The sequence below is a fragment of the Flagellimonas alvinocaridis genome (assembly GCF_965248585.1).
Classification (GTDB): Bacteria; Bacteroidota; Bacteroidia; order Flavobacteriales; family Flavobacteriaceae; genus Flagellimonas; species Flagellimonas alvinocaridis.
In genome coordinates this window covers 2,865,952-2,890,679 of sequence record NZ_OZ252111.1, presented here as the reverse complement: position 1 = coordinate 2,890,679, position 24,728 = coordinate 2,865,952, and the positions used below count along the sequence as shown (strand labels likewise).

Genomic DNA, 24,728 nt, shown 5'->3' with positions numbered 1-24,728 from the left:
TTTTTGTCTCAAAAACAGATGGTATTGAAACATGCAATTTGGTGGGTGCTTCTTGGGGTGCAATTTTTACAAGGGCAAGAACAGATTTCTCTAAAGGGAAAGGTTTTGGATAGGAACAAGGTCCCGGTGGACATCGGGGATGTGTTGCTCTTGGTTCCCGAAACTAGGGAGTTGGTATCCTATACTACATTGGTACAGGGAAATTTTGCTTTTAAAGAGGTGCCCAAGGGCGAATACCTATTGGAAATCTCCGCCTTGGGATATACCACATTCTCCAATGAATATGCGCTCCATGGTTCGTTGGAAGTGGTAATTCAACTGGAGGAAGAGACTACCCAATTGGAAAATGTTGAAGTAGTGGCCTCCAAGAACCCGATAACCAACAAAAACGGAAATTTTAAGATTGATGTCCAAAACCCTGTTTTTTCATCCATGGTAGACCCTCTGGAAGTGTTGGTGAAACTTCCCAATGTCCAGATTTCACCAAATAGGGAGTCCATTTCGGTCCTTATGAAAGGAACACCCTTGATTTATCTCGGCAATCAAAGAATCAGCTTTGGAGAGTTTGCTGCCTTATCGGTAGACTCCATTGAAAGTATTGAGCTTATCAACAATCCTTCGCCAAAGTATGAAGCTGAGGGGCGGGCGGTGATTTTGATTCAGCTTAGGAAAAATAATGACAAAGGCACCACAGTAACGTTGGGTGAAACACTTTCTTTCAGACAAAACACCAACAACTATATCAGTGCCAACGGAAACCATTCCAACGGAAAATGGAACCTTCGGGGAAACCTTAATTACAATACCATTGGCCAATGGGAGAGCAATACCTTTGCATTTGCCATTCCTACGGAGAATATCCGTTCTGATTATTTGGTGCTCATCCCGGATAATAAGCGGATGCAAATCAACAGTGGAATGGGATTCTATTATCCCATCAATGCCAATGACTACATTTCCCTGAATACTATTTTTCGCCGTCAAACTGATGATGCGGGTTTTGAAACCAGCACTTTTCTTCAAAATGGGGGTGAAACGAATGAAATCACGTCTGAAACACAGAACGAGAACCGGAGGGATTATTTTAGTGCCAATTTCAATTTCAACAAAAAGCTTAGTGAAAACTTGAACCTTTTTACGGGAATCCAATATTCCTCTTTTGATCAAAAGCTGCAAACGGATATCGCAAACAACTACAATGATGAAGGCTTGGTACTGGACCAAATCAGAAACCAGGATTATAAAATTGAATCCTTGGCGGCCCGCATGGATTTTGAACAGGTGATTTCCGAAAATTTGCAGCTGGATTTTGGTACAAGCTGGAACGAGGCCAAAGCTGATGCGTTCAGTCAGATTGATCAACCTGAATCAGCCAATGAGAACGTTACCAACTACGATTATAAAGAAAGTCTTTATGCCATTTATGCAAATGCGGCATCAAGTTTTGGGGAGAAGTTCAAGTTCAACCTAGGAGCCAGAGTGGAGTATAATCAAGTTGAGGGCCAGCTTGAAAAGGACCTGCAACCTTTGGTTGAACGTGAAAATACCCGGGTTTTTCCCAAAGTGGGTTTGAATTTTACCATAGACACCACCAAAACCCTTTCGTTGAACTACTCCAGAAACATCAATCGGCCCAATTTTTCCCGAACCAGCTCCGTGAGGGTGTTCATAAACCCCTTTTTGGAAGCAGGGAACAATGTGGATTTGATACCTACGAGCACCAATGAAATTTCCACGAATCTTCAGGTAGGGAACACATCTATCTTTGGAGGTATCTACACGAATAAGAACCCCAGATATTTTATGATTGGATACAACGAAAACGACACGGCTGCCCTGCTGGCTGAGAATAATCTGGATGAAGAATCCGGTTATTATCTTGGATTGACAGTGCCATTTTCCCATAAAATCTGGTCTTCGACCAATTCAGTGAGCATGACCTATAATAAGATCAAGGATTCATCTGCGGTGTTCACCAAGGTCAAACCCTATCTGTACGTCTACACCGATCAACAGTTGAGAGTAGCGAAAGACACCATCTTTTCCGTAGGAGGATATGCTTTGACCCAACGTAAAGAGGGGATTATTGAAAGAAATGGAATGGTAGTGCTGAATGCCTCTGTGACCACCACTTTATTTGAAAAACTGCAATGTGCCCTGCGGTTCAACGACATTACCAAAGCCATGAACTATGGAGAAAACTATTCCATCAACGGAGTGGAGGCCCATGGAACCTATTATGTTGACGGGCGCGAAATGGCCCTATCCCTAAAATATAGTTTTGGAGGAACTGCATCCAATGCATTCAAAAACAAGAATGTGGATGAGAATCTGGATAGAATCAACTAAGACTCTATCCTTTTGCCAATTTTTCCTCTATTTCGGCGGCAAAGCCTCCGCAGAGTTCCAGGGTTTCCTTTACATCATCCAAGGTGGTTCTGGGGTTGATCAAACACATCCGCAATACCACCTGTCCGTGGAGGATGGTGGTGACCAGTAAAGCCTTTCTGGAGGACACCACTTTTTCAGAAATGTACTGGTTGATGCCATCCAGTTCCTTATCGGTATACCTTTTGGAAATGGGATTGTACCTAAAATTGATGACGGCCAAAGTAGCCGGAAAAACTACTTCCCAACGTTTGCTTTTGCGTAAAATGCCTTCTGTGGCCTCGGCAAGCTCAATATTATAGCTGATGGCATTGCGGAACTCTTTGAGGCCAAAGGTTTTTAGGGACATGTAAAACTTGAGTGCCCTAAACCTTCGGGTCAACTGGATACCGTGATCGTAAAAGTTGATTTCAGACGTGTTCCCCTCAATGTCCCTCAAGTATTCAGGCTTTTCGGTAAAGGTGTGGCTCAGGTATTTGTGGTTGCGGACCAATAAACAGCCCATTTCATAGGGTTGATAAAACCATTTGTGGGGATCTACAGTAAGCGAATCTGCTTTTTCGATGCCCTTCATCAATTGTTTCCCTTTTTTAGATAAGATAGCCGCTGCGCCGTAAGCGCCATCGATGTGGAACCAGATATCTTCCTTTTTACAGATGGCCGCCAACTCGGAAAGGGGATCCACCGTCCCCGTATTGGTGGTTCCTGATGTGGCAATCAGGCAGAAGGGCATAAGACCTTCCAATCGGTCTTTGGCAATACAATTCTTCAGTTTATTCACCGAAAATTTAAACTCACTATCCGTGGGAATGATGCGGATTTGTTCCTTTTTGAATCCCAATACCCGAATGGCCTTGATGTTGGAGGAATGGGCTTGGTCTGAGAGATAAATGATGGCTTTGGAAAAATCATCCCCACATTTGATCCTTCTGGCGGTGGTCAGGGCGGTTAAATTGGCCATGGAGCCACCACTAGTGAAAATGCCTCCCCCTTTTTTCTTTGGAAACCCAAAAATCTTCAGCAGCCATTGAATAGTAACGATTTCCAACTCTGCCGCGGCTGGGGAAGCTGCCCATCCCCCAGAGAAAATGTTGTATCCCGTGGCAAGGGCATCGGCCATGGCGCTGATATAGTTGCTGGGACCGGGAACAAAGGAATATGATTTGGGGTGCGACATGAGCGTGCTCTTCGTCATGACCTTTTCCAATACAAAATCAAGTACTTCGGTAGGTTCGGTGCCCATTTCGGGTGCTTCTTCCAAAAAGAGGGAGTCCATTTCTTCCCTTGATCCCAAGGCTACGGGTAATTTTTCCTTTTGGGTATCATGGTGCTCCACTATGGCATCAATAATCTGATAGCCATAGGAGGTCATTTCTTCTTTCGTAAGTTCCAGTTGGGAACGATTCTTCTTCATGAGGTTGCTTTTGTTTCCAACCGTAAAAGTACCATATTTTGTTGTGGAAGCTAGTTTCAAAGGGGGTGGTTTACCTGTGTGGCCATATATTATTGGTCGGATAAAAAGCAAAAAAATAGAGCTATAATTTTTATTATAAGGAATCCTAACTATATTTGCATAGCAATAGTGCTACAACTTAAAATAAACAAAATGAGTAAAGCAATTTTTTATCATGCAGGCTGCCCTGTGTGTGTAGGAGCGGAAAGTGAAATCCTTGATTTAGTGGGAATTGAAAACCTAAATATCGTTCATTTAGGTAAAGAAAAAGACCAAATTCCAGTGGCTGAGGATTTTGGTGTTAAATCGGTTCCTGCTTTGGTGACGCCCAACGGGCATGTATTACATATCAACTTTGGAGCTTCTATGGAAGATGTAAAGTCTTAGTTTGAATTTAATAGTTAGGAATCCTAAATTTATAAAAATGAAAATGTTTCGAACAATTATACTTGGTATTGCAGTTTGTGGTTTTATCTATAATTCCATTGCTCAAGAAAGCAATTATGATACCGATGATTTTGCTATCCAGTCCGTACAAATTTCCCATGACCCAGATTTGGGTGTCCTAGTATGGGAAGTAATGGTCAAAGGTCAAGCAGGTAATACGGTGCCCGTGCCAAACGGACAGTTGGATGGTGCACCCGTTTTAGGTTATGTTTTTCCCACAAGTTTGAAATCCACGGATGTTGGTTTTGGAAATACAGATGGGATTGTGGCTTTGGCCCTAACATCGCATCCAGATTTTGACGACACGCCTCTCTGGGACGAAAACAATGATGCCAATTATACGAATGATGGTATTGTTTGGCATCCCCATTGGGTAATTTTGACTGAAGACAAACGTGTACAGGGAGGGTTGTCGGTAAAACAGTTCAAAAAAGCGGATGAAACTGTAGTACTGCCTCCAACCAATCCCGGAATGCCTATGTATATGGATTCACCAGGATATCCTGTGATCACTAAACGGCAAACCATTAAGGTTGTAGTACCCAAATATCGTATGAACAATAGAACGGATTTTAAGTATGATGGTGTAGCCGCTTTCATGAAGGTGAACACGAGCATTGATAACAAGCCCATGCTGGGGGTGTATCAAGTTTTTAGTGTTGCTAGTGGGGACTTGTCACTACCTTATTCTGTTAGATGGATACCATGAAAGTTTCTGTTTGGGATACCTATGTACATCGTATGGATGGGAATACCATGCACTTTGATATTTTAGTGCCCAATACGTTGCAGGATACCATTACCATTTTTTCCTATGGTAGGGAGTATTTAGAAACCAAACCTTTCGGGACAGGACAATTATCCACTGAAGAATGTAGGTTTTGCCATATACAAGCTGTGCCAGATGAAGTGGCCTTGAAAATCCAAGAAAAAGGATATTATATTATTGAAATGGAAAATTGCACCTAATTTAATTAGGATTGCTAACTTTGCCTGTCGAAAAGCCTTTGGCAGGCATTGTTTTTTATGAAGAAAAGTATTTTTGATACAAAACAGCAGCAGCAAGATGTTTCCAGCAAAATTGTGGCAGGCCTAGAGCGTATTTCCCAAGCTTTTAAAGTATTGTTATGGGAAAAAGCAAAAAGTTTGGGGCTTAGCCCCATTCAAATTCAAATCCTGATTTTTGTGGCCTATCACAAAACAGGCTACAACAATGTTAGTTTTTTGGCCAAGGAATTCAATGTAACAAAGCCAACTATTAGCGATGCCATTAAAGTTTTGGAAAGAAAAGGTCTTATCACAAAAGACCACTCTTCTGAAGATAGTAGGAGTTACTCCATTTTCTTGTCGGACAAGGGAAAGCAAATGGTAGCGCAAACCGAAGATTTTGCCAACCCCTTGGCATCGCAATTGGAGAGCGTATCCAACGGTGAAAAGGAAATACTATTCAAGACCTTGGGCAACCTTATTTATCAGTTGAACCAGCAGGGAATCCTAACGGTGCAACGAACTTGTTTTGCCTGTAAATTTTATACAAAAGATGGTACCGGTCACTATTGTCGCTTACTGGAAAGAAAGTTGCGCCACTCGGACATCCGCCTGGATTGCAATGAATTTGAAGAGAAACCATAATCTTGGTCATGGAAAGAAAGGATATTGAAAACAGGGAGGATGTTTCAAAATTGGTACACCGGTTCTATGAAAAAGTTCGCGCCGATGCCGAGATAGGGCATTTTTTTAATGATACCATTACAGATTGGCCCGAGCACATGGAAAAACTGACCGACTTTTGGGAAACCAACCTCTTTTTTGTCCAAAAATATAAAGGGAACCCCTTGTTGGTGCATGCTGAGTTGGATAAGGAAAAGGGGTATTCCATAACCGATTATCATTTTGGAATATGGCTACGCCATTGGATAGCTACTTTGGATACGTATTTTATTGGTCCAAATGCGGAGAAGGCCAAGCAGCGGGCCAGAAACATCAGTGTTCGTATGTTCATCACCATTTTTGAACAGCGAAAAAGGGATGGTGTACTCAATCAATCCAAAGATTAGCGGGTAAGTTCGGTGAACAGACTTTCCAGATTTTTGTTCTTTCGGCTAAGTTGCAATGTTTTGAGTTGGTTGTCGTGGGCGAAATCAAACACTGCAGGGCGCATATCGGTTGAGGTGTTAAAACTGATTTCATAAACAAAACCTCCTACATTCATGACATTGGAAACATTCGGCAGCTGCATAAGCAATTGTTCCTCTACCCGAAAATCAAACTCAACTTCGATAATTTGCTCCTCTGATGTGCGCAGCTCCTCCAACTTCTTATCCGCAACAAGTTTACCTTTGTTGATAATGATGACCCGATCACAAACCGCTTCTACCTCTTTCATGATATGGGTAGACAGGAGAATGGTCTTTTCTTTTCCAATTTCCCGAATCAGTTTTCGAATCTCTATCAATTGATTGGGATCAAGGCCAGTAGTAGGTTCGTCCAAAATCAATACCTCAGGGTTATGGAGCAATGCAGCTGCCAGTCCCACACGTTGACGGTATCCTTTGGAAAGCTGACCAATTTTTTTGTGGGCTTCAGGGCCCAATCCTGTTTGTTCAATAACTTCCTGTACCGTATTCTTGGATACGTGGTATACATCGGCATTAAAGGATAGGTACTCCTTTACATACATTTCCAGATAGAGTGGATTGTGCTCGGGAAGGTATCCTATGCTTTTCTGTACATCGGTTTCCGATTTCAGTATATCGAAACCGTTTACTTCTGCATTTCCGCTGTCTGGTTTATAATAAGTGGTCAAGATGCGCATCATTGTGGATTTTCCCGCACCGTTTGGTCCCAAGAACCCTACAATCTCTCCTTTTTGAATGGAGAAAGAAACATTGTTCAAGGCTTTTTGCGGGCCAAAGCTTTTGGAAACGTTCTGAACAGTGATGGACATGCTTACGTTATTTAAGTCTCAAAAATACATTTTTAGACGTTTCCATAAGAGGTAGTCCACTTTTTTTGAAGCCAGTTTTGTGCAAACCGTCCAAACCGAAAAAATAGAATTTGTCAAAAAATGAAGCTTTTTTCAAATCGAAATGCAACAAAAAATCATATTTCAAAAAAAATCGAAAAAAAATGAAGCTTTGCTGTTGGTTTTGGTTTGAATGCCTATATTAGCCCCATATTTATCACAAATGACAACAACGTATTTCTGGAACCGTTTTTATTTTTACTTCTTTTTTCAGGGAGGAACGGGACTATTGTAGATACGCTTAAAGTATATTAACATGATAAAGTCCCGATAAAATCGGGGCTTTTTTTTTGCCATGGGTTTAAAAGTAGCCATTCAGGGAATTAAGGGATCCAACCACCATCAGGTAGCCAAGGATTTTTTTGGAGACGACATTGAATTATTGGAATGTTTATCCTTTGATGCAATAATTGACCATTTACAAGATGGTACAGCGGACAAAGGGGTTATGGCCATAGAAAATTCCATAGCAGGGTCCATTATACCAAATTATAATTTGGTGTACCACAACAATATGCACATTATTGGGGAGCATTATCTCAGTATTCACCACAACCTTATGGTACTGAAAGGTGGATGTATGGAAGACATCAAGGAAGTGCACTCGCATCCAATGGCATTATTGCAATGCAAGGAGTTTTTTAAGGAGTATCTCCATATAAAGTTGGTGGAAAGTGTGGATACCGCGGAAACCGCAAAGCGTATCAAAGAAGGTCAATTGAACCATATTGCCGCAATAGCACCCAAGATGGCCGCTGAACTTTACGGTTTGGACATTATTGCATCTGAAATCCAGACGATTAAAAATAACGCTACCCGTTTCATCATATTAAAAAAGAAAAATAAGGTGCTGCCTGAAGAGGAAATCAACAAGGCTTCGCTGCGGTTCATTACCGACCATAAAAGAGGCAGTTTGGCCACGGTGTTGAACGTTATGAGCGATTGTAACCTCAACCTCACCAAGATTCAATCCCTTCCGGTCATTGAAACCCCATGGAAGTACGCCTTTTTTGTGGATGTCACTTTTGAGAAGTATAGGCACTTTGCCAAGGCAAAGTCGTTGTTGGATATCATGTCCGAAGATTTTAGGGTCTTGGGCGAATATAAAAATGCATTGTTGATATGATCACCGCAAATAGACTGAATAGTGTACAGGAATACTACTTCTCAAGAAAATTAAGAGAGGTACGGGAACTTATGGCCCAGGGCAAGCCTATTATAAACATGGGTATTGGAAGTCCAGATTTGGCTCCATCCCCTGAAGTGCTTACCACTTTAAGGGATTCCATAACAGACGCTGGTGCGCACCAATACCAAAGTTATCAAGGCTTGCCAGAACTGAGGGCTGCCATTGCTGAGTTCTATCAGCAAAAATTTGGGGTGAGTATAGATCCGGCCAATGGGGTATTGCCTTTAATGGGCTCAAAGGAAGGAATCATGCATATTAGTATGGCATTCTTGAATGCGGGCGATGAGGTGCTCTTGCCCAATCCAGGTTATCCTACCTATGGTTCGGTGACCCGGTTGGTGGAAGCCGTTCCAAGAACCTACGATCTTTCTGAAGAGAATGGTTGGTTTCCAGACCTAGAGGCACTTTCCAAAGAAGATTTGTCCAAAGTAAAGCTGATGTGGGTGAGTTATCCACATATGCCCACAGGGGCCACCGCCACCATGGAACAGTTGACGTCCTTGGTTGATTTTGCCAAGGCAAACGATATTTTATTGGTCAATGACAATCCGTACAGTTTTGTGTTGTCCAGCAACCCCACCAGTATTTTGTCCATAGATGGAGCCTTGGATTGCACTTTGGAACTGAACAGTTTGAGTAAAACATTCAACATGGCCGGGTGGCGAGTAGGAATGGTGTTGGGAAGTCCGGAGAACATCAATGCGGTGCTTAAAGTAAAGAGCAATATGGACTCCGGTATGTTCTACGGTATCCAAAAAGGAGCCATAGCGGCATTGCAAAGTGGTCCGGAATGGTTCGCGGAATTGGACAAGGTATATACCAAGAGACGAAAGCTCATGTTCCAACTAGCGGATAAATTGGGTTGTAAATATAGCGAAGACGCAGTGGGTATGTTCGTGTGGTGCAAACTTCCCGAAGGTGCTCCATCTTCGGAGGCATTTGTGGATGAAGTGTTGTATGACAAAAACATCTTTATAGCTCCAGGTACCATATTTGGGAGCAATGGAGAGGGGTATATCCGTTTTTCACTTTGTGTTAAAGAGGAAAAAATAAAAGAAGCCATAGAAAGATTTTAAGAAATGAACGTAGTCGTCATAGGAATAGGGTTGATCGGAGGTTCTTTTGCCAAGGATGTGAAGCAATTGTTTCCCGAGGCCCATATTATTGGGATTGATAAAAACAGCTCTCATTTGGATGAGGCCTTGGAACTGAACCTTATTGATGAAAAAGGAGATTATGGGGTCTTGGCCTCGGCCGATGTGGTCTACGTAAGCATTCCGGTAAACGCCTTGGTACATGAATTGCCGAAGATTTTGGATGCTGTGGGGGATGAGACCGTGGTATTGGATGCAGGATCCACCAAAAGGTTGATCTGCGAATCTGTAGCCAATCACCCAAAGCGGAGAAATTTTATGGCATGTCACCCCATTGCGGGTACAGAATTCTCAGGACCTTCCGCAGCCATAAATGGTTTGTACGAAGGAAAGACCAATATTATCTGCGAGGTTGAAAAAACGGCCTTCAAGCTTCAGGAAAAAGCCTTGGATGTTTTTCAAAAGATGCAAATGCGCATCCGGTACATGAATCCTGAGGCCCACGACAAGCATATTGCCTACGTATCACATTTGTCACATATAAGCTCATTTATGTTGGGAAAGACGGTAATTGAGAAAGAAAAGAACGAGCGTGATATTTTTGACATGGCGGGCAGTGGTTTTGAGAGCACGGTGCGTTTGGCCAAAAGTTCCCCAGACATGTGGACCCCCATTTTTGAACAGAACAGGGACAATGTGGTAGAAACTTTGGAGGAGTATATCCAAAACCTTGAAAATTTTAAACAACTCCTTTTGGACCAAGAGTATGGAAAGGTGCATACGGAGATGAGCAATACAAATAAGATAAAACAAATATTAAAAGGAATTCCACTCACAAAAAACAGAACATAGTATGGAAAACAGTAAGCAAATGAGGAAATGGTTGGATGACATGAACCTGTCGCATCCCTTGGTCATTGCAGGACCCTGCAGTGCCGAAACCGAAGAGCAGGTGCTTAAGATAGCACATGAGCTTAAGGATACGGATGTAAACTACTTTCGTTCCGGTATTTGGAAACCAAGAACCCGCCCTGGAAATTTTGAGGGCGTAGGTGCCATTGGCCTCAAGTGGTTGCAAAAAGTAAAGGAGGAAACTGGTTTAAAAACGGCTACCGAAGTGGCCAACAAAGCCCATGTGGACTTGGCCTTGGAACATGACATTGACCTACTTTGGATAGGAGCACGATCTACCGTGAGTCCGTTCATTGTACAGGAGATTGCAGATGCCCTCAAAGGAACCGATAAGATTGTATTGGTGAAAAATCCAGTAAACCCAGATCTTTCGCTTTGGTTGGGAGCCGTAGAGCGTCTATATTCTGCGGATATTAAAAAGTTGGGGGTAATCCACCGTGGATTTTCAACCTACGAAAAAACCAAGTACCGAAACATTCCGGAATGGCAGTTGGCAATAGAACTACAGACCAAGTTTCCAGATTTGCCCATCATTAACGACCCTAGCCACATTACAGGTAAGCGGGATATGATTTTTGATGTATCGCAAACCGCTTTGGATTTGAATTTTGATGGGTTGATCATTGAGACCCATTGTGATCCAGACAATGCATGGAGTGATGCAGCTCAGCAGGTAACACCCAAAACATTGATACAAATCATGAAAGACTTGCGCATCAGAAAAGAAACCGATGAGGAGGCAGAGTACAACAATAATTTGAGCAACCTGAGAGCACAAATAGATATATTGGATAATCAATTGATTGACCTTTTGGGTAAGCGTATGAAGGTATCCGATGGCATTGGCGAATTAAAAAAGCAGAAAAACGTTGCTGTATTGCAAAGCAACCGTTGGAATGCCATTTTGGGCAATATGATCTTGGAAGGCGAGCAACGTGGATTGAGCGAGGAGTTTGTGTTGAGAATGTTCAAGGCCATTCACCAAGAATCCATTAATCACCAAGAGAAGATTATCAATTCTTAAGGTGAAAAGTGTACAAATGAATATGAAAAAGGCCCAACATTTGTTGGGCCTTTTCTTTAAAGGAATAGTTCTTGGGAATTATTTCCTAAAGATGTATCGGGTAATGAAGATACCTTGGCCATCGCCTTTTCCTCCTTCACTTTCCACACCACTTACTACAAAAGCAAGCTCCCATCCATTGGAAATCATATCATTGATCATGGAAGTGATCATGGCATCATTGGCGGCAATGTTCTGGAAACGGATACCACCTAGGTTGTAGAAGTTCAATAATTTGGTCTCCTCAAAATTCTTTACACGGATATCACTTCTATCCGATTTGTTCCTAGTGTTGTCCTCTTCCGTTTGTACACTGGTGTATTCCCTATAATCCTTATCCTCAAGGGCATTGATGATTCTAGATCTACCCAAACCATTGGGTACGATGGATTCTACACTGGTGATTACCTTGTATTCTTGTGCATTCATGGAGAATAATGAAGCAAGGGCAATCGCAGCGGTAAAAAAGATTTTTTTCATAATGGTTACGTTATTGATTGTTAAAACTGTAAACAAAGATATACGTACAAGAACAAGGATTATTGTTTCTTTGCAGAGAAATATGAACAAATAGTGAAAGGAACTGTCTATAAATCCACTGGAAGTTGGTACACCGTGAAGGCGGAGGATGGTCTTTTTCACGAATGTAGAATAAAGGGTAAGTTCCGTACTCAAGGCATAAAAAGTACCAACCCTATTGCCGTAGGTGACCAGGTCACATTTTCTTTGGAAAACATTGGTGATGAAGCAGTGGGGGTTATTTCTGAGATAGGCGAAAGAAAGAACTATATCATTCGGAAATCGGTAAAACTTTCCAAGCAGACCCACATCATAGCAACAAATCTTGACCAAGTTTTTTTGTTGGTCACGCTGAACAATCCTACTACTTTCACCAGTTTTATAGATCGATTTCTGGTCACTGCCGAAGCATATGACATCCCCGTAGTGCTATTGTTCAATAAGATGGATGTGTATGATGATGATGAGACTGTGGAGGTAAGTTATTTGGTGAATCTATATAGGCAGATTGGATATACATGTCTGGAGATTGCGGCCAAGGAAGGGAAGAATGTGGACCAAGTTAAGAATTTGATGATAGATAGGACGAGTATGTTCGCAGGTCATTCCGGCGTAGGAAAGTCAACATTGGTAAATGCCTTGGAACCCGGACTTCACTTGAAGACGGCAGAAATTTCGGAGCAACACTTACAAGGGCAGCATACCACCACTTTTGCTGAAATGTACGATTTGTCATTTGGTGCTAGGATCATAGATACTCCAGGAATCAAAGGATTTGGTATAGTGGATATGGAACCCGATGAAATAGGGGATTATTTTCCTGAATTCTTTGAGTTGAAATCAGAGTGCAAGTTCAATAATTGCCTTCATATGGACGAACCCAAATGTGCTATAAAAGAAGCGTTGGAAAACAATGAAATTGCTTGGAGCAGATACCGGAGCTATGTGCAAATGATTACTGGGGAGGAAGATACATATAGAGAAAGATAATGAGGGCAGTTATACAGCGAGTATCCAAAGCAAGTGTTACCGTGGAAGGGGAAAACATATCCAGTATTGGCCAAGGCCTTCTGATACTATTGGGGATTGAAGATGAGGATGGAAAAGAGGATGTTGAATGGTTGTCAAAAAAAGTGGCCAACCTTCGTATTTTTAATGATGGGGACGATGTGATGAACCTGTCTGTATTGGATGTTGGGGGAGATGTGATCGTGGTCAGTCAATTTACCTTGCACGCCCTGACCAAAAAAGGAAATAGGCCATCCTACATTAAAGCTTCAAAACCCGATGTGGCCATTCCAATCTATGAAGAGTTTGTTGAAAAAATGGAGAAAGAACTTGGTAAGGAAGTGGGTACGGGTATCTTCGGTGCCGACATGAAAGTAGAACTCTTGAACGATGGTCCTGTGACCATAATTATCGATACCAAAAACAGGGAATAGCGGTTTTTTGTCGATTTAGTTTTTTGTTTTTGTAAGAAATTGGTCATATTGCTGTTATTAAATAACCGACCAATCTTACAATGCGAATATTTCCAATATGTCTCCTGATCCTTAGCGTCCATTTTTCATTTTCCCAGAATTACAGCTATCATACTATTCCTGAGGAGCTTATGGAGAATGCCAATGCAGTGGGGCGACTTGACGAGATGGATATCCGCATTGACGCTATGGATAAGATGACCTATTCGGCAAAACAGGTGGTTACGGTACTGAACAAATCTGGTGACGCCTTTGCCCGAACAAGAGCATTTTATGATAAGGAGAAGAAAATCAAGAAAATTGAGGCTGTGGTCTATGATGCCTCGGGGAATGAAATTCAACGGATCAAGCGCAGAGATTTTAGCGATATAGCCGCAGTAGATGGCTTTTCCCTCTATTTGGACGATAGATTACTGTATTACAGATATGTGCCCGTTCAATACCCATATACATTGGAATTTAGTTATGAGATTGAAACCTCTGATACCGGCATTTTGCCTCCATGGTATTTTTTATCGGGATATGGTATCAGCGTAGAGCAAAGTAGCTATGCTATCAGTTACCTTTCCAATGATTTAAAACCCATTATTGAGGAGGAAAATCTTTCCAATATTGTTTTTGAAAAGAATGAGAACCAAGGAACAATAAGTTATACTGGGACAAATATCCCAGCCATGGTTGCTGAAAGCCTAAGCCCATCGTTTAATGCAATCTGTCCTAAATTGTCGGTTCGATTGCCCAACTTTCACTACAAAGGGTTCAATGCCAAGGTGGGCAACTGGAAAGATTTGGGGCTCTGGATACAGAAAGAGCTTTTAGCAGGTCGTGCAAACTTGGAGGACGCTACCATACAAAAAGTAAAAGAACTTGTACAAGGGGTGGATGATGATATTGAGAAGGCAAAGATTGTCTACCAGTACATGCAGGACAATACCAGATATATTAGTGTGCAGATTGGAATAGGGGGCTTTCAACCTATAAGCGCCATTGAGGTTGATAGGGTGAAATATGGGGATTGTAAAGGACTTTCAAATTATACAATGGCTTTGCTGAAAGCAGTTGGGGTAGAATCGTACTATGTTGTGGTTGAGGCTGGAGGTACCAAGGTTGACTTTAAAGAGGGTTTTGCGGATCTATCGCAAGGCAACCATGCTATTGTGGCCATCCCTTACAAAGGAGAATATTTTTGGATAGATTGTACATCCCAGGTACACCCCTTTGGGTTTATAGGCGATTTTACGGACGATAGAAAGGTTTTGGTAGTAAAACCCGACGGTGGTGAAATTGTAACTACCACGTCCTATTTAAATGAGCAAAACCTTAAGAAAATTCGTTCCACTTATAAAATTCTTGAAGATCTTTCCCTTGAAGCCAAGGTCACAATTGAGACCATGGGAGTGCGCTATGATGATCATTTTGGATTGGAGCGAGACAAAAAGGAAGATGTCATTGAATATTACAAAAAGTTTTGGGGGAACATCAATGGATTAAGCGTAACAGGTTACAGCTTTGTAAATAATAGAGAAGATGTGGTTTTTACTGAAGAAATTCAACTAAAAGCACATGATTTTGTTTCTAAAAATGGGGAGGATTATTTACTCACTTTAAATCCGTTGGACAACAATTCTTTTGTGCCGCCCAGATATCGAAACAGAAAGCAATCATTTGTTATACAGAGAGGGTATTTGGATGAGGATGAATTTATCATTCAGTTGCCCCAAAATTTTTCTTTCACTTTTTTGCCAGAGAAGCATACCGAAGAAACCAGATTTGGAACATACGAAGTAGAGGTTCATAAAAAGAGTGATACGGAGTTGTTGTATAAAAGGAAACTACTCATAAAAAAAGGACATTATCCAAAAGAGGACTACAACAAGTATAGATCCTTTAGAAGGAACGTTGCCAAGTTAGATAACCAAAAAATTGTTTTAAAACGTAGAGACTTATGATTCGAATACTTACGATACTGATTGCCTTGGTTTCTGTCCATATGCAAGGACAAGACTTAAAATTTGGAAAAGTATCCAAAGAAGAACTTTTGGAAACCACCTATGCCAAAGATACTTCAGCTCCCGCTGCTTATCTGTTAAAAAAGCGGCAATCTTACTATACCTACAATAGTGCAATAGGACTCGAACTTGTGACGGAGGTGCATGAACGGATAAAAATCTATAATGCTGATGGATTTGATTATGCCACAAAGGCAATTAATCTTTATGAGAGCGGTGCCAGCGATGAAAAGGCAACTTCCATAAAAGGCTATACCTATACACTGGAGGGAGATAAAGTAATTGAGACAAAACTAGATAAAGGGAGCATCTTCAAGTCGAAACAATCCAAAAACAGGAACCAAGTAAAATTTACCATGCCCAATGTGAAAGCAGGTTCCGTTGTGGAGTATCAATATAAGATAACTTCGCCTTTTGTGCAAAGTATAGATGAATTTGTATTTCAGCATTTTGTTCCCATTAAAAGGTTGGAAGCCGAAATGAGAATTCCAGAATATTTTAAGTTCAACCAAAGACAAAAAGGGTTTCTTCTTCTGGCGCCAAAAGTAGATCAGAATAGGGATGCAAGCTTGGGTATGGAGGTGACAAAGGTTTCTTATAACCTACAGGATATACCCGCTTTAAAGAATGAAAGCTTTGTATCCAACATAATCAATTTCAGGTCTGGAGTTACTTTTGAGATAAAATCCTTGGAAATCCCCGGATCCACCTATGATGTTTATTCCAAAACATGGGATGATGTGGCAAAAACAGTTTACGAGTACAGTTCTTTTGGAGACGAAATGAAAAAAAGCAATTATTTTGAAGAAGAACTAAATATGGTCTTGCAGGGAGCAAGTGACCCACATGAAAAGGCCAAAAGGATATTGGCATTTGTTAAGGAGAAGGTCAAATGGAACTCCTTTGTGGGATACACTTCGGACGAGGGCACCAAAAAGGCGTACAAAGAAGGAACAGGAAACTGTGCCGACATAAACCTAATGTTGGTATCAATGCTCAACCATGCCAATGTTCCTGCATATCCTGTCTTGGTGAGCACGCGGGACAATGGTATTCCACTTTTCCCAACCCTGCAGGGGTATAACTACGTGGTAGCTGTCAGCAAAATAAATGGGGAATATCATTTGTTTGATGCGACAAATGCCTTTAGTACCATGGATGTATTGCCTACTAGGACATTGAATTGGTATGGAAGAATGATTTCTGAAAATGGGAATTCTGAAGAAATTGACCTGATGCCCAAGAAAAGCTCTATGGATGCCATAACTATGACGGTTGAACTTAATGAAGACGGATCCATGGAGGCCAAGTGTAGGCAACAGTATACCAATCACAACGCACTTGTTTTTAGAAACCGATATAACAAAGGAACAGAGGAATCGTTTCTTGGGAATTTGGAAAAAGAAATGGGGGATATTGAAATTTCCGAGTACAATATGCAGAACAATCTAAATTTAGATAAACCGGTAGTACAGAATTTTAACTTTTACAAAGAAGACGCATTTGAATCCATTTCAGGGAAATTATATCTCTCTCCCATGTTTCACCTTGCCATGGGTGAGAATCCGTTCAAATCAGAAAAAAGGGAATATCCGATAGATTATGGATTTCCTTGGGAAGATAAATACTTGATTACCATAAACATTCCAGAAGGATATAAAGTAGAGCACTTGCCAGAGCCCTTTGCCATGGTACTCCCAGATAATTTGGGGCAATTTAAATACAACATTTCCACTAATCAAAACTTTATTAATGTTCGAGTGGAAATGAGAATGAATACAGCTATTTTTCCTCCAAGTTATTATTTGGGACTGAAGGAATTTTATCGACAAGTGGTTGAAAAAGAGTCGGAGAAGGTGGTTTTGGCCAAGATTTAATCGGAAAGGAATTGTACAGAAAATTAATTTTATTGACCCTATTTGGCTTTGTGGGGGTGCTCTCTGCCCAACAGGCCAATGAATTTGGGGTGCTGAACCAGTTTGAAAGGGATTTCAAAACCTATGACAAGGACACTACTGCCAATGCCATATACCTCTATGAAAAGGGAGAGAATTATTTTGAAGTGAGACAAGGATATATCTGGCTGATTACTAAGTACCATGCAAAAAAGAAAATACTGAAAAAGCAAGGTTTTGATGAGGCCGAAATAGAGATTCCATATTATCACTCCAAAAAAGGAAGGGAAACGGTCAATAAAATAAAGGCCATGACCCATAACGGGGACAGAAAGCAGATGATTCCGGACAACAAGATTTTTGATGTTGATTTGAATGAAAGCTGGTCCCAAAAGAGATTTACTTTTCCAAGCGTGCAAGTAGGATCGGTATTGGAATATAGTTATGAGGTCCAATCCCCTTTTTTCTACAATCTCACGGGATGGGAGTTTCAAGATGGAATACCAAAAGTATACTCGGAATACAATGCAATGATTCCAGGAAACTTTAAGTACAATAGGTCCTTGGTCGGGGAAATTGGTCTGGATGTGAATGATGCCACCATCAAAAAGAACTGTTTTAGTGTGCCGGGCATTCCTAAAATGGCAGATTGCGAAGTTTTAAAATATGTCATGAATGATGTCCCTGCTTTTAAGGAAGATGAGGAATACATGCTTTCGCCCGACAATTACAGAGCCATATTGGAGTTTGAACTTTCAGAGTATGTGTCATTGGACGGCATAAAACAAAAGTTCACCAAGACATGGAACGATGTGGACAAGGAGTTTAGATCGGACAAGGATATTGGTGGACAATTAAGAAAGAAAAATTTTTTTGAAAGAAACGTCCCTTTGGAGATAATTACTGGGGATGAAGGTGATTTGGAAAAGGCCAAAAATGTCTATGAATTTGTCAAGAGCCACTACACATGGAACAACAAATATGGTATTTTTAGGAACAACAATGTAAAGAATGCCTTTGATGAGAAAAAAGGAAATGTGGCTGAAATCAATATTACCCTTATAAACCTGCTCAATGCAGCAGGGATAAAGACAGATATCATGTTGCTTTCTACGCGATTGCACGGGTTGCCCAAACGTAATCATCCGGTGATGTCCGACTTCAACTATGTGGTGGCCAAGACCACAATCGATGGAAAAGAATACCTGCTGGATGCCACTGAAAAGCAAATGCCTTTTGGAATGCTGCCCTATCGTTGTTTGAATTATTATGGAAGGGTCATGGATTTGGACGGGGACAGTTATTGGTATGACATCCTCCCAGAGAAAAATAGCAGCCGAAGTATACAGGTTAAAGCAGAACTAATGGATGATAGGGTAGTGGGAATAATGGATGACATTACCATGGGGCATGAAGCCTTTTCCAAACGGAATGAGATAGCCTCGACCTCGGAAGAGGAATATCTGGGGAAAATCGAAAAGGAAATGGATGATGACTTTGTCATACATACATATGAAGCTGACAACGAAAAATCCGATGAAAAAGCATTGGTTGAGCGTTTTGGGTTTGAACTGGAAAATGTGAAAATGGACAACACTGTATTCTTCAACCCATTTTTGGTTCGTTTTTTTGGAAAAAACCCTTTCAAATCTGAAAAACGATACTACCCAATTGATTTTGGATTCCTTAGGAATTATAGATACATGGCAAAACTGAAAATTCCAGAAGGGTATAAAATAAAACAGCTTCCTGAGGCCCTTAACTTGGCCCTTCCAGATAGAAGTGGTTTACTTCGGTTTGAGTGTAAAGACTATCAGGATGTCATAAATGTTTATTTTACCTTTAAGCTCAATTCAACACAATACAACAGTCAAGGCTATGCCTACATAAAGAAGTTTTTTGAAATGGCAGTAAATGTCCAGAACCAAAGCTACTTGGTGCTGGAAAAACTAAAGGATTAGTCCAGAGCGTATTAAATTTGTGCGAGAATATTTGGTAACCTAAACAACATCATTGTGAATATACAGAACGCCCAACTAGCCGTAGACGAATGGATCAAGAACCACGGGGTTCGTTATTTTAATGAGCTCACCAATATGGCCCAACTTACGGAAGAAGTAGGGGAGGTGGCCCGGATTATTGCCCGACGCTATGGGGAACAGAGCGAAAAAGAATCCGACAAGGCCAAGGATCTTGGAGAAGAATTGGCCGATGTGCTTTTTGTGGTACTCTGCTTGGCCAACCAAACTGGAATAGATCTTCAAGAAGCTTTTGATAAAAAACTGGAGTTAAAGACCAAGCGGGATCACGATCGTCATCAAAACAACAAAAAGCTTAAATAAAGTTGCGTGGCTAAACGGCCATTAGGTACGTTTTTTCTAGCTTTGGAGATTCATTCAAACCAAAGCAGTTTTGAGACTTCAACTTAGCACCCCACAAGACAGAAAACTTCAAAAAACCATTCAGATTACAGGTTCTAAAAGCGAGACCAACCGATCTTTGTTGCTTCAGGCCCTTTTTCCCAATGTAAGGATTGAAAACCTTTCCAATTCTGATGACGGTGAAGTCATGCAAAAAGGGTTGAAGAAGGTTAGTGGGGAAGTGGATATCCACCATGCAGGCACCGCAATGCGGTTTTTAACGGGCTATTTTGCTTCGCAAGAAGGCAAAGAAGTCATATTGACAGGTTCCCAGCGAATGCAGGAACGTCCCATAAAAGTTTTGGTAGAAGCTCTGAGAAGTCTGGGGGCGAGTATTGAATATGTGCAGGAAGAAGGATATCCTCCCATAAAAATATCTGGGAAAAAATTGGAAAAGGACAAGGTTTCCTTGCCGGCCAACATCAGTAGTCAGTACATTTCATCCCTGCTTTTGATTGCACCCAGCCTAAAAAATGGATTGGAATTGAATCTTGTGGGAAAGATCACTTCCGTGCCCTACATCAAAATGACCTTGTCTCTTTTGGAACAGATAGGTGTCACCACGTCCTTTGAAGGAAACACGATTAAGGTAGAACCAAAAGATATGGTTCAGGATACCACTCTTGTGGTGGAATCGGACTGGAGTTCGGCCAGTTATTTTTACAGCATTGTGGCGCTTTGTGAAGTGGGGACGAAAATCCAATTGTCGTCCTACAAAAAGAACTCACTCCAAGGTGATAGTGTTATGGCTAAAATCTATAAAGATTTTGGGGTGGAGACTACCTTTGGTGACCATACCATTACCTTGACAAAAACCTCGGATGAAATCCCTCAACATGTAGAATACGATCTGTCCAATGCGCCCGATACAGCCCAAACCATATCTGTTACTTGTTTGGGGTTGGGAATGGGTTGCCATCTTACGGGATTGCATACCCTCCCCATAAAAGAGACCGACCGTTTGGCTGCCATGCAAACCGAACTGTCCAAGTTTGGTGCAAAAGTGGATATTGATGCCGAGAGCCTAACATTGCAACCTACATCAAGTCTGAAATCGGGTGTGGCGGTAGATACGTACAACGATCACAGAATGGCCATGGCCTTTGGTCCCTTGGCGGTTAAAACTTCCTTTAAGGTCAATGATGCCGAGGTGGTTTCCAAATCCTATCCAGATTTTTGGAACGACCTAGGCACCCTAGGTTTTGGGGTTGCCGAACTGTAATGGGCATTTAATCACCAAATTACTTGACATCCCCTATGGTGAGGTTGTATATTTGCCGCTCTTAAAAAAATCGAAAAAAAGCTTAAATGAAATTATCAAACTTCAACTTTGAACTACCCAAGGAATTATTGGCCGAATATCCTGCTGAAAACAGGGATGAATCCAAACTGATGGTAGTTCATAGGGACACTGGAAAAATTGAACATAAAATGTTTAAGGACCTAATCGATTATTTTGATGAAGGTGATGTAATGGTCCTGAACAATACCAAGGTCTTTCCTGCACGACTTTATGGAAACAAAGAGAAGACCGGTGCCCGTATTGAAGTTTTTTTGCTTAGGGAGCTAAACCAAGAACAACGCTTGTGGGATGTTCTGGTAGACCCGGCCAGGAAAATCCGAATTGGGAACAAGCTTTATTTTGGCGAGGATGAAAGTTTGGTGGCAGAGGTCATCGACAATACAACTTCCAGAGGGAGAACGTTACGCTTCCTTTATGATGGTTCCTATACCGATTTCAGGAGAAAACTCCGTGAATTGGGAGAAACACCACTTCCCAAATACATCAAAAGAAATGTTGAGCCAGAGGATGAGGAAAGATACCAGACCATCTATGCCAAATATGAAGGAGCCGTTGCGGCCCCTACAGCCGGATTGCACTTTTCCAAGCACTTGTTGAAACGTTTGGAAATCAAGGGAATCGATTTTGCCGAAGTGACCCTTCACGTTGGTCTGGGAACCTTCAACCCGGTTGAGGTGGAGGATTTGTCCAAGCACAAAATGGACAGCGAGGAGTTGGTCATCGATGAAAAAGCTACCGAAGTGGTAAATTCGGCCAAGGACGACAAGAGAAAAGTCTGTGCCGTGGGGACTACGGTAATGCGGGCCTTGGAAAGTGCGGTTTCGTCTGAGCACACGCTCAATACTTTTGAGGGATGGACCAACAAGTTCATTTTCCCCCCTTACGATTTTAGTATAGCCAATTGCATGATCACCAACTTCCATTTGCCAAAGTCGACCTTGTTGATGATGGTATCTGCGTTTGCAGGTCATGACCTGATAAAGAAAGCATACAAGCAGGCCATTTTGGAAGGGTACCGTTTTTATTCCTACGGGGATGCGATGTTGATTCTGTAAATAGATTATTTGAGAGTTTTATCGTTAATAAAGCTTTAGTCAACCTGAACTTGATTCAGGTTCTCATAAAGTATGTTTTCCCTAATCGTTATGAGATTCCGAAATAAATTCGGAATGACGCAGAGAGGGATTAAAAAGTACAACAGATATCTAATGAGATAAAATGGAATCCCGCTCGGTATGTAGCCAACGGGATTTTTTCTTCTGTATCTTTAAGTAATGGAAATCAAAAAGAAAGACATACGGGCCTTGACCAAGGAACAACTGCGGAATTTTTTCGTGGAGCGCGGTGATAAAGCTTTCCGGGGCAATCAGGTGTATGAGTGGCTCTGGCAGAAATCGGCCCACACCTTTGAAGCCATGACCAATGTTTCCAAAGAAACCCGGCAAATGTTGGAAGAACACTTTGTGATCAATCACATTCGGGTAGACCAAATGCAACGTAGTTCAGACGGAACCATAAAAAATGCAGTGCGCCTCCATGACGGTTTGGTGGTGGAATCAGTACTTATTCCTACGGAGACCCGCACTACAGCCTGTGTATCCAGTCAGGTAGGATGTAGTTTGGACTGTAGATTTTGTGCTACGGCACGGATGAAGCGCATGCGCAACCTCAATCCGGATGAGATTTACGACCAAGTGGTGGCTATAGATAATGAAAGTCGATTGTATTTTGATCGACCCCTGAGCAATATTGTCTTCATGGGAATGGGAGAACCACTTATGAACTACAACAATGTCCTGAAGGCCATAGACATGATTACTTCACCTGAAGGATTGGGCATGTCTCCCAAAAGAATTACAGTTTCCACATCGGGGGTTCCCAAGATGATTAAGAAAATGGCTGATGAGGAGGTCAAGTTTGGCTTGGCGGTTTCCCTGCATTCCGCTATTGATGAGGTTCGAACTTCCATAATGCCCTTCAATGCCACTTTTTCCTTGGCTGATTTACGGGAAGCTTTAGAATATTGGTACAGTAAGACCAAAAGTAGGATTACATATGAATATGTAGTCTGGGAAGGTATCAACGACACCCAAGAAGCCGCTGACGCCTTGGTCAAGTTTTGCAGGTTTGCCCCATCTAAAGTCAACCTGATTGAATACAATCCCATTGATGATGGCGAATTCCAACAAGCTTCAAGTACCGCAGTGGATATGTACCAGCGTACCTTGGAGAAAAATGGAATTACCGTTACCGTGCGCCGGTCCAGAGGAAAGGATATTGATGCCGCTTGTGGGCAGTTGGCCAATAAGACGTAGTTTTAAGATGTCTGATGTCTGATGTCTGATGTCTGATGTCTGATGTCCGATGTCCGATGTCCGATTTCTGATGATCAACCATCATCCAATCATCGAGCATTTGGTTCATCTGTCCTAAAACTTGCAGCATCCTATGACCAACTCTCGCATTTTCGCTACTTTTAGGGTTTTAAAACAAATTAGCCAAACCCAACGCGTTGAAAATCGTTTCTCAGATTAGGGAGCCTATTGAAGACGAAATGGAACTTTTTGAGGAGAAGTTTCTGAAATCCATGTCGTCCAAAGTAGCTTTGTTCAATAGGATTACCTATTACATTGTTAACCGAAAGGGCAAGCAGATGCGGCCCATGTTCGTGTTTCTTACCGCTAAATTGCTCAATGGCGAAGTCAATGAAAGGACCTATTGTGGTGCATCCATAATCGAGTTGATCCACACGGCCAGTTTGGTCCATGATGATGTGGTGGACGATAGCAATAAAAGGCGTGGGTTTTTCTCCATCAATGCCTTATGGAAGAACAAAATTGCCGTTTTGGTAGGCGATTTCCTGTTTTCTAAAGGACTTTTGGTAGCCTTGGAAAACAAGGATTACGATTTGTTGCATATTATTTCCAATGCGGTTCGGGATATGAGTGAAGGAGAGCTCTTGCAAATTGAAAAAGCTCGACTTCTGGATATCACCGAGGAGGTGTATTACGATATCATCCGGCAAAAAACAGCGACTTTAATCGCAGCCTGCTGCAGTATGGGAGCGTGTTCGGTCCGCCCCGATTCCGAAGAGGTGGAAACTTTCCGAAAGTTTGGGGAGCTTTGTGGTATGGCGTTCCAGATAAAAGATGATCTCTTTGATTATGGTGCCGAAAAGATTGGAAAACCTACGGGAATCGACATCAAGGAGCAAAAAATGACCCTTCCGTTGATATATGCCCTTAATCAAAGTGATAAGGAGAAAAAAAGTTGGCTCATCAACTCCATCAAAAAACACAACAAGGACAAGAGAAGGGTAAAAGAAGTCATCGCCTATGTAAAAGAAATGGGCGGTTTGGAATATGCCGTGGAGAAAATGTTGGAGTTTAAGGACCAAGCACTTGCTTTGTTGGACAATTACCCTGATTCAGATTACAAAGCATCCCTTACTCTGATGGTGAACTACGTAGTGGACCGCAAAAAGTAGTGTTCGTATCAGAGGACAAGTTCAAGCTCAAATTCAAGTTCAT

The 24,728-nt window shown here is 41.6% G+C and carries 23 protein-coding genes; 20 read left to right on the top strand and 3 right to left on the bottom strand.

The window, feature by feature from the left end; genetic code table 11:
- Positions 1-24: 24 nt before the first annotated feature.
- Complete coding sequence (locus tag ACP14V_RS13005) at positions 25-2,349, top strand: outer membrane beta-barrel family protein (protein WP_272608379.1); 2,325 nt, start codon at positions 25-27, stop codon at positions 2,347-2,349.
- Positions 2,350-2,353: 4 nt separating this feature from the next.
- Here the strand turns inward: ACP14V_RS13005 and ACP14V_RS13000 are convergent, their stop codons facing one another.
- Positions 2,354-3,802: a pyridoxal phosphate-dependent decarboxylase family protein gene (locus ACP14V_RS13000; protein ID WP_272609300.1), complete on the bottom strand. Its 1,449-nt coding sequence runs from the start codon at positions 3,800-3,802 to the stop codon at positions 2,354-2,356.
- Positions 3,803-3,994: 192 nt separating this feature from the next.
- Between ACP14V_RS13000 and ACP14V_RS12995 the strand changes: the two genes are divergently transcribed.
- The 5 genes from ACP14V_RS12995 to ACP14V_RS12975 are packed head-to-tail and all read left to right on the top strand — an operon-like array spanning position 3,995 to position 6,345.
- Positions 3,995-4,228: a thioredoxin family protein gene (locus ACP14V_RS12995; protein ID WP_272608377.1), complete on the top strand. Its 234-nt coding sequence runs from the start codon at positions 3,995-3,997 to the stop codon at positions 4,226-4,228.
- Positions 4,229-4,265: 37 nt separating this feature from the next.
- Positions 4,266-4,997, top strand: coding sequence for a hypothetical protein (locus ACP14V_RS12990; protein WP_424987469.1), 732 nt, complete (start codon positions 4,266-4,268; stop codon positions 4,995-4,997).
- Positions 4,994-5,257, top strand: a complete 264-nt coding sequence (locus tag ACP14V_RS12985) for a DUF2024 family protein (RefSeq protein WP_272608374.1) — start codon at positions 4,994-4,996, stop codon at positions 5,255-5,257. Before ACP14V_RS12990 ends, ACP14V_RS12985 begins: the two co-directional genes overlap by 4 nt.
- A 57-nt stretch (positions 5,258-5,314) precedes the next feature.
- Positions 5,315-5,920: a MarR family winged helix-turn-helix transcriptional regulator gene (locus tag ACP14V_RS12980; RefSeq protein ID WP_272608372.1), complete on the top strand. Its 606-nt coding sequence runs from the start codon at positions 5,315-5,317 to the stop codon at positions 5,918-5,920.
- An 8-nt stretch (positions 5,921-5,928) separates the two neighbouring features.
- Positions 5,929-6,345 carry a group III truncated hemoglobin gene (locus tag ACP14V_RS12975; RefSeq protein WP_272608371.1) on the top strand — a complete coding sequence of 139 codons (417 nt, stop codon included), beginning with the start codon at positions 5,929-5,931 and terminating at the stop codon, positions 6,343-6,345.
- On the opposite strand, the gene gldA is transcribed toward ACP14V_RS12975, so the two are convergent.
- The gene (gene gldA, locus ACP14V_RS12970; protein ID WP_272608370.1) at positions 6,342-7,235 is read right to left on the bottom strand and encodes a gliding motility-associated ABC transporter ATP-binding subunit GldA; all 894 of its coding nucleotides are present in this window, start codon (positions 7,233-7,235) and stop codon (positions 6,342-6,344) included. The two genes, ACP14V_RS12975 and gldA, sit on opposite strands and share 4 nt — an antisense overlap.
- A 373-nt stretch (positions 7,236-7,608) precedes the next feature.
- On the opposite strand from gldA, the gene ACP14V_RS12965 reads away from it, so the two are divergent.
- Genes ACP14V_RS12965 through ACP14V_RS12950 form a run of 4 tightly spaced genes read left to right on the top strand, consistent with a single transcriptional unit; the run spans position 7,609 to position 11,532 of the window.
- Positions 7,609-8,439 (top strand): prephenate dehydratase, encoded by an 831-nt coding sequence (locus ACP14V_RS12965; RefSeq protein WP_272608368.1) that lies wholly within the window; start codon positions 7,609-7,611, stop codon positions 8,437-8,439.
- Positions 8,436-9,578 (top strand): pyridoxal phosphate-dependent aminotransferase, encoded by a 1,143-nt coding sequence (locus tag ACP14V_RS12960; RefSeq protein ID WP_272608366.1) that lies wholly within the window; start codon positions 8,436-8,438, stop codon positions 9,576-9,578. The genes ACP14V_RS12965 and ACP14V_RS12960 overlap by 4 nt, the downstream gene beginning before the upstream one ends.
- Before the next feature lie 3 nt (positions 9,579-9,581).
- The gene (locus ACP14V_RS12955; RefSeq protein ID WP_272608364.1) at positions 9,582-10,448 is read left to right on the top strand and encodes a prephenate dehydrogenase; all 867 of its coding nucleotides are present in this window, start codon (positions 9,582-9,584) and stop codon (positions 10,446-10,448) included.
- 1 nt (position 10,449) lies between these two features.
- Positions 10,450-11,532 carry a bifunctional 3-deoxy-7-phosphoheptulonate synthase/chorismate mutase type II gene (locus tag ACP14V_RS12950; RefSeq protein ID WP_136566505.1) on the top strand — a complete coding sequence of 361 codons (1,083 nt, stop codon included), beginning with the start codon at positions 10,450-10,452 and terminating at the stop codon, positions 11,530-11,532.
- Positions 11,533-11,610: 78 nt separating this feature from the next.
- On the opposite strand, the gene ACP14V_RS12945 is transcribed toward ACP14V_RS12950, so the two are convergent.
- Complete coding sequence (locus tag ACP14V_RS12945) at positions 11,611-12,051, bottom strand: hypothetical protein (protein WP_272608362.1); 441 nt, start codon at positions 12,049-12,051, stop codon at positions 11,611-11,613.
- 93 nt (positions 12,052-12,144) lie between these two features.
- Between ACP14V_RS12945 and rsgA the strand changes: the two genes are divergently transcribed.
- The 10 genes from rsgA to ACP14V_RS12895 all read left to right on the top strand — a co-directional run bounded on the left by rsgA (position 12,145) and on the right by ACP14V_RS12895 (position 24,685).
- Positions 12,145-13,080: a ribosome small subunit-dependent GTPase A gene (rsgA, locus tag ACP14V_RS12940; protein WP_136566503.1), complete on the top strand. Its 936-nt coding sequence runs from the start codon at positions 12,145-12,147 to the stop codon at positions 13,078-13,080.
- The gene (gene dtd, locus ACP14V_RS12935) at positions 13,080-13,532 is read left to right on the top strand and encodes a D-aminoacyl-tRNA deacylase (RefSeq protein ID WP_272608360.1); all 453 of its coding nucleotides are present in this window, start codon (positions 13,080-13,082) and stop codon (positions 13,530-13,532) included. The genes rsgA and dtd overlap by 1 nt, the downstream gene beginning before the upstream one ends.
- Before the next feature lie 80 nt (positions 13,533-13,612).
- Positions 13,613-15,520 (top strand): DUF3857 domain-containing protein, encoded by a 1,908-nt coding sequence (locus ACP14V_RS12930; RefSeq protein ID WP_272608358.1) that lies wholly within the window; start codon positions 13,613-13,615, stop codon positions 15,518-15,520.
- Positions 15,517-17,457: a DUF3857 domain-containing protein gene (locus ACP14V_RS12925; RefSeq protein WP_272608357.1), complete on the top strand. Its 1,941-nt coding sequence runs from the start codon at positions 15,517-15,519 to the stop codon at positions 17,455-17,457. The genes ACP14V_RS12930 and ACP14V_RS12925 overlap by 4 nt, the downstream gene beginning before the upstream one ends.
- Positions 17,458-17,468: 11 nt before the next feature.
- Positions 17,469-19,436: a DUF3857 and transglutaminase domain-containing protein gene (locus ACP14V_RS12920; protein ID WP_272608356.1), complete on the top strand. Its 1,968-nt coding sequence runs from the start codon at positions 17,469-17,471 to the stop codon at positions 19,434-19,436.
- 54 nt (positions 19,437-19,490) lie between these two features.
- Positions 19,491-19,817, top strand: a complete 327-nt coding sequence (locus ACP14V_RS12915) for a nucleotide pyrophosphohydrolase (RefSeq protein WP_136566499.1) — start codon at positions 19,491-19,493, stop codon at positions 19,815-19,817.
- A gap of 70 nt (positions 19,818-19,887) precedes the next feature.
- The gene (locus ACP14V_RS12910; protein WP_272608354.1) at positions 19,888-21,117 is read left to right on the top strand and encodes a 3-phosphoshikimate 1-carboxyvinyltransferase; all 1,230 of its coding nucleotides are present in this window, start codon (positions 19,888-19,890) and stop codon (positions 21,115-21,117) included.
- An 86-nt stretch (positions 21,118-21,203) separates the two neighbouring features.
- Positions 21,204-22,253: a tRNA preQ1(34) S-adenosylmethionine ribosyltransferase-isomerase QueA gene (gene queA, locus ACP14V_RS12905; protein ID WP_136566497.1), complete on the top strand. Its 1,050-nt coding sequence runs from the start codon at positions 21,204-21,206 to the stop codon at positions 22,251-22,253.
- A gap of 219 nt (positions 22,254-22,472) precedes the next feature.
- Positions 22,473-23,513 (top strand): 23S rRNA (adenine(2503)-C(2))-methyltransferase RlmN, encoded by a 1,041-nt coding sequence (gene rlmN / locus ACP14V_RS12900; protein ID WP_272608351.1) that lies wholly within the window; start codon positions 22,473-22,475, stop codon positions 23,511-23,513.
- A 197-nt stretch (positions 23,514-23,710) separates the two neighbouring features.
- Positions 23,711-24,685 carry a polyprenyl synthetase family protein gene (locus tag ACP14V_RS12895; protein WP_272608336.1) on the top strand — a complete coding sequence of 325 codons (975 nt, stop codon included), beginning with the start codon at positions 23,711-23,713 and terminating at the stop codon, positions 24,683-24,685.
- Positions 24,686-24,728 lie beyond the last annotated feature (43 nt).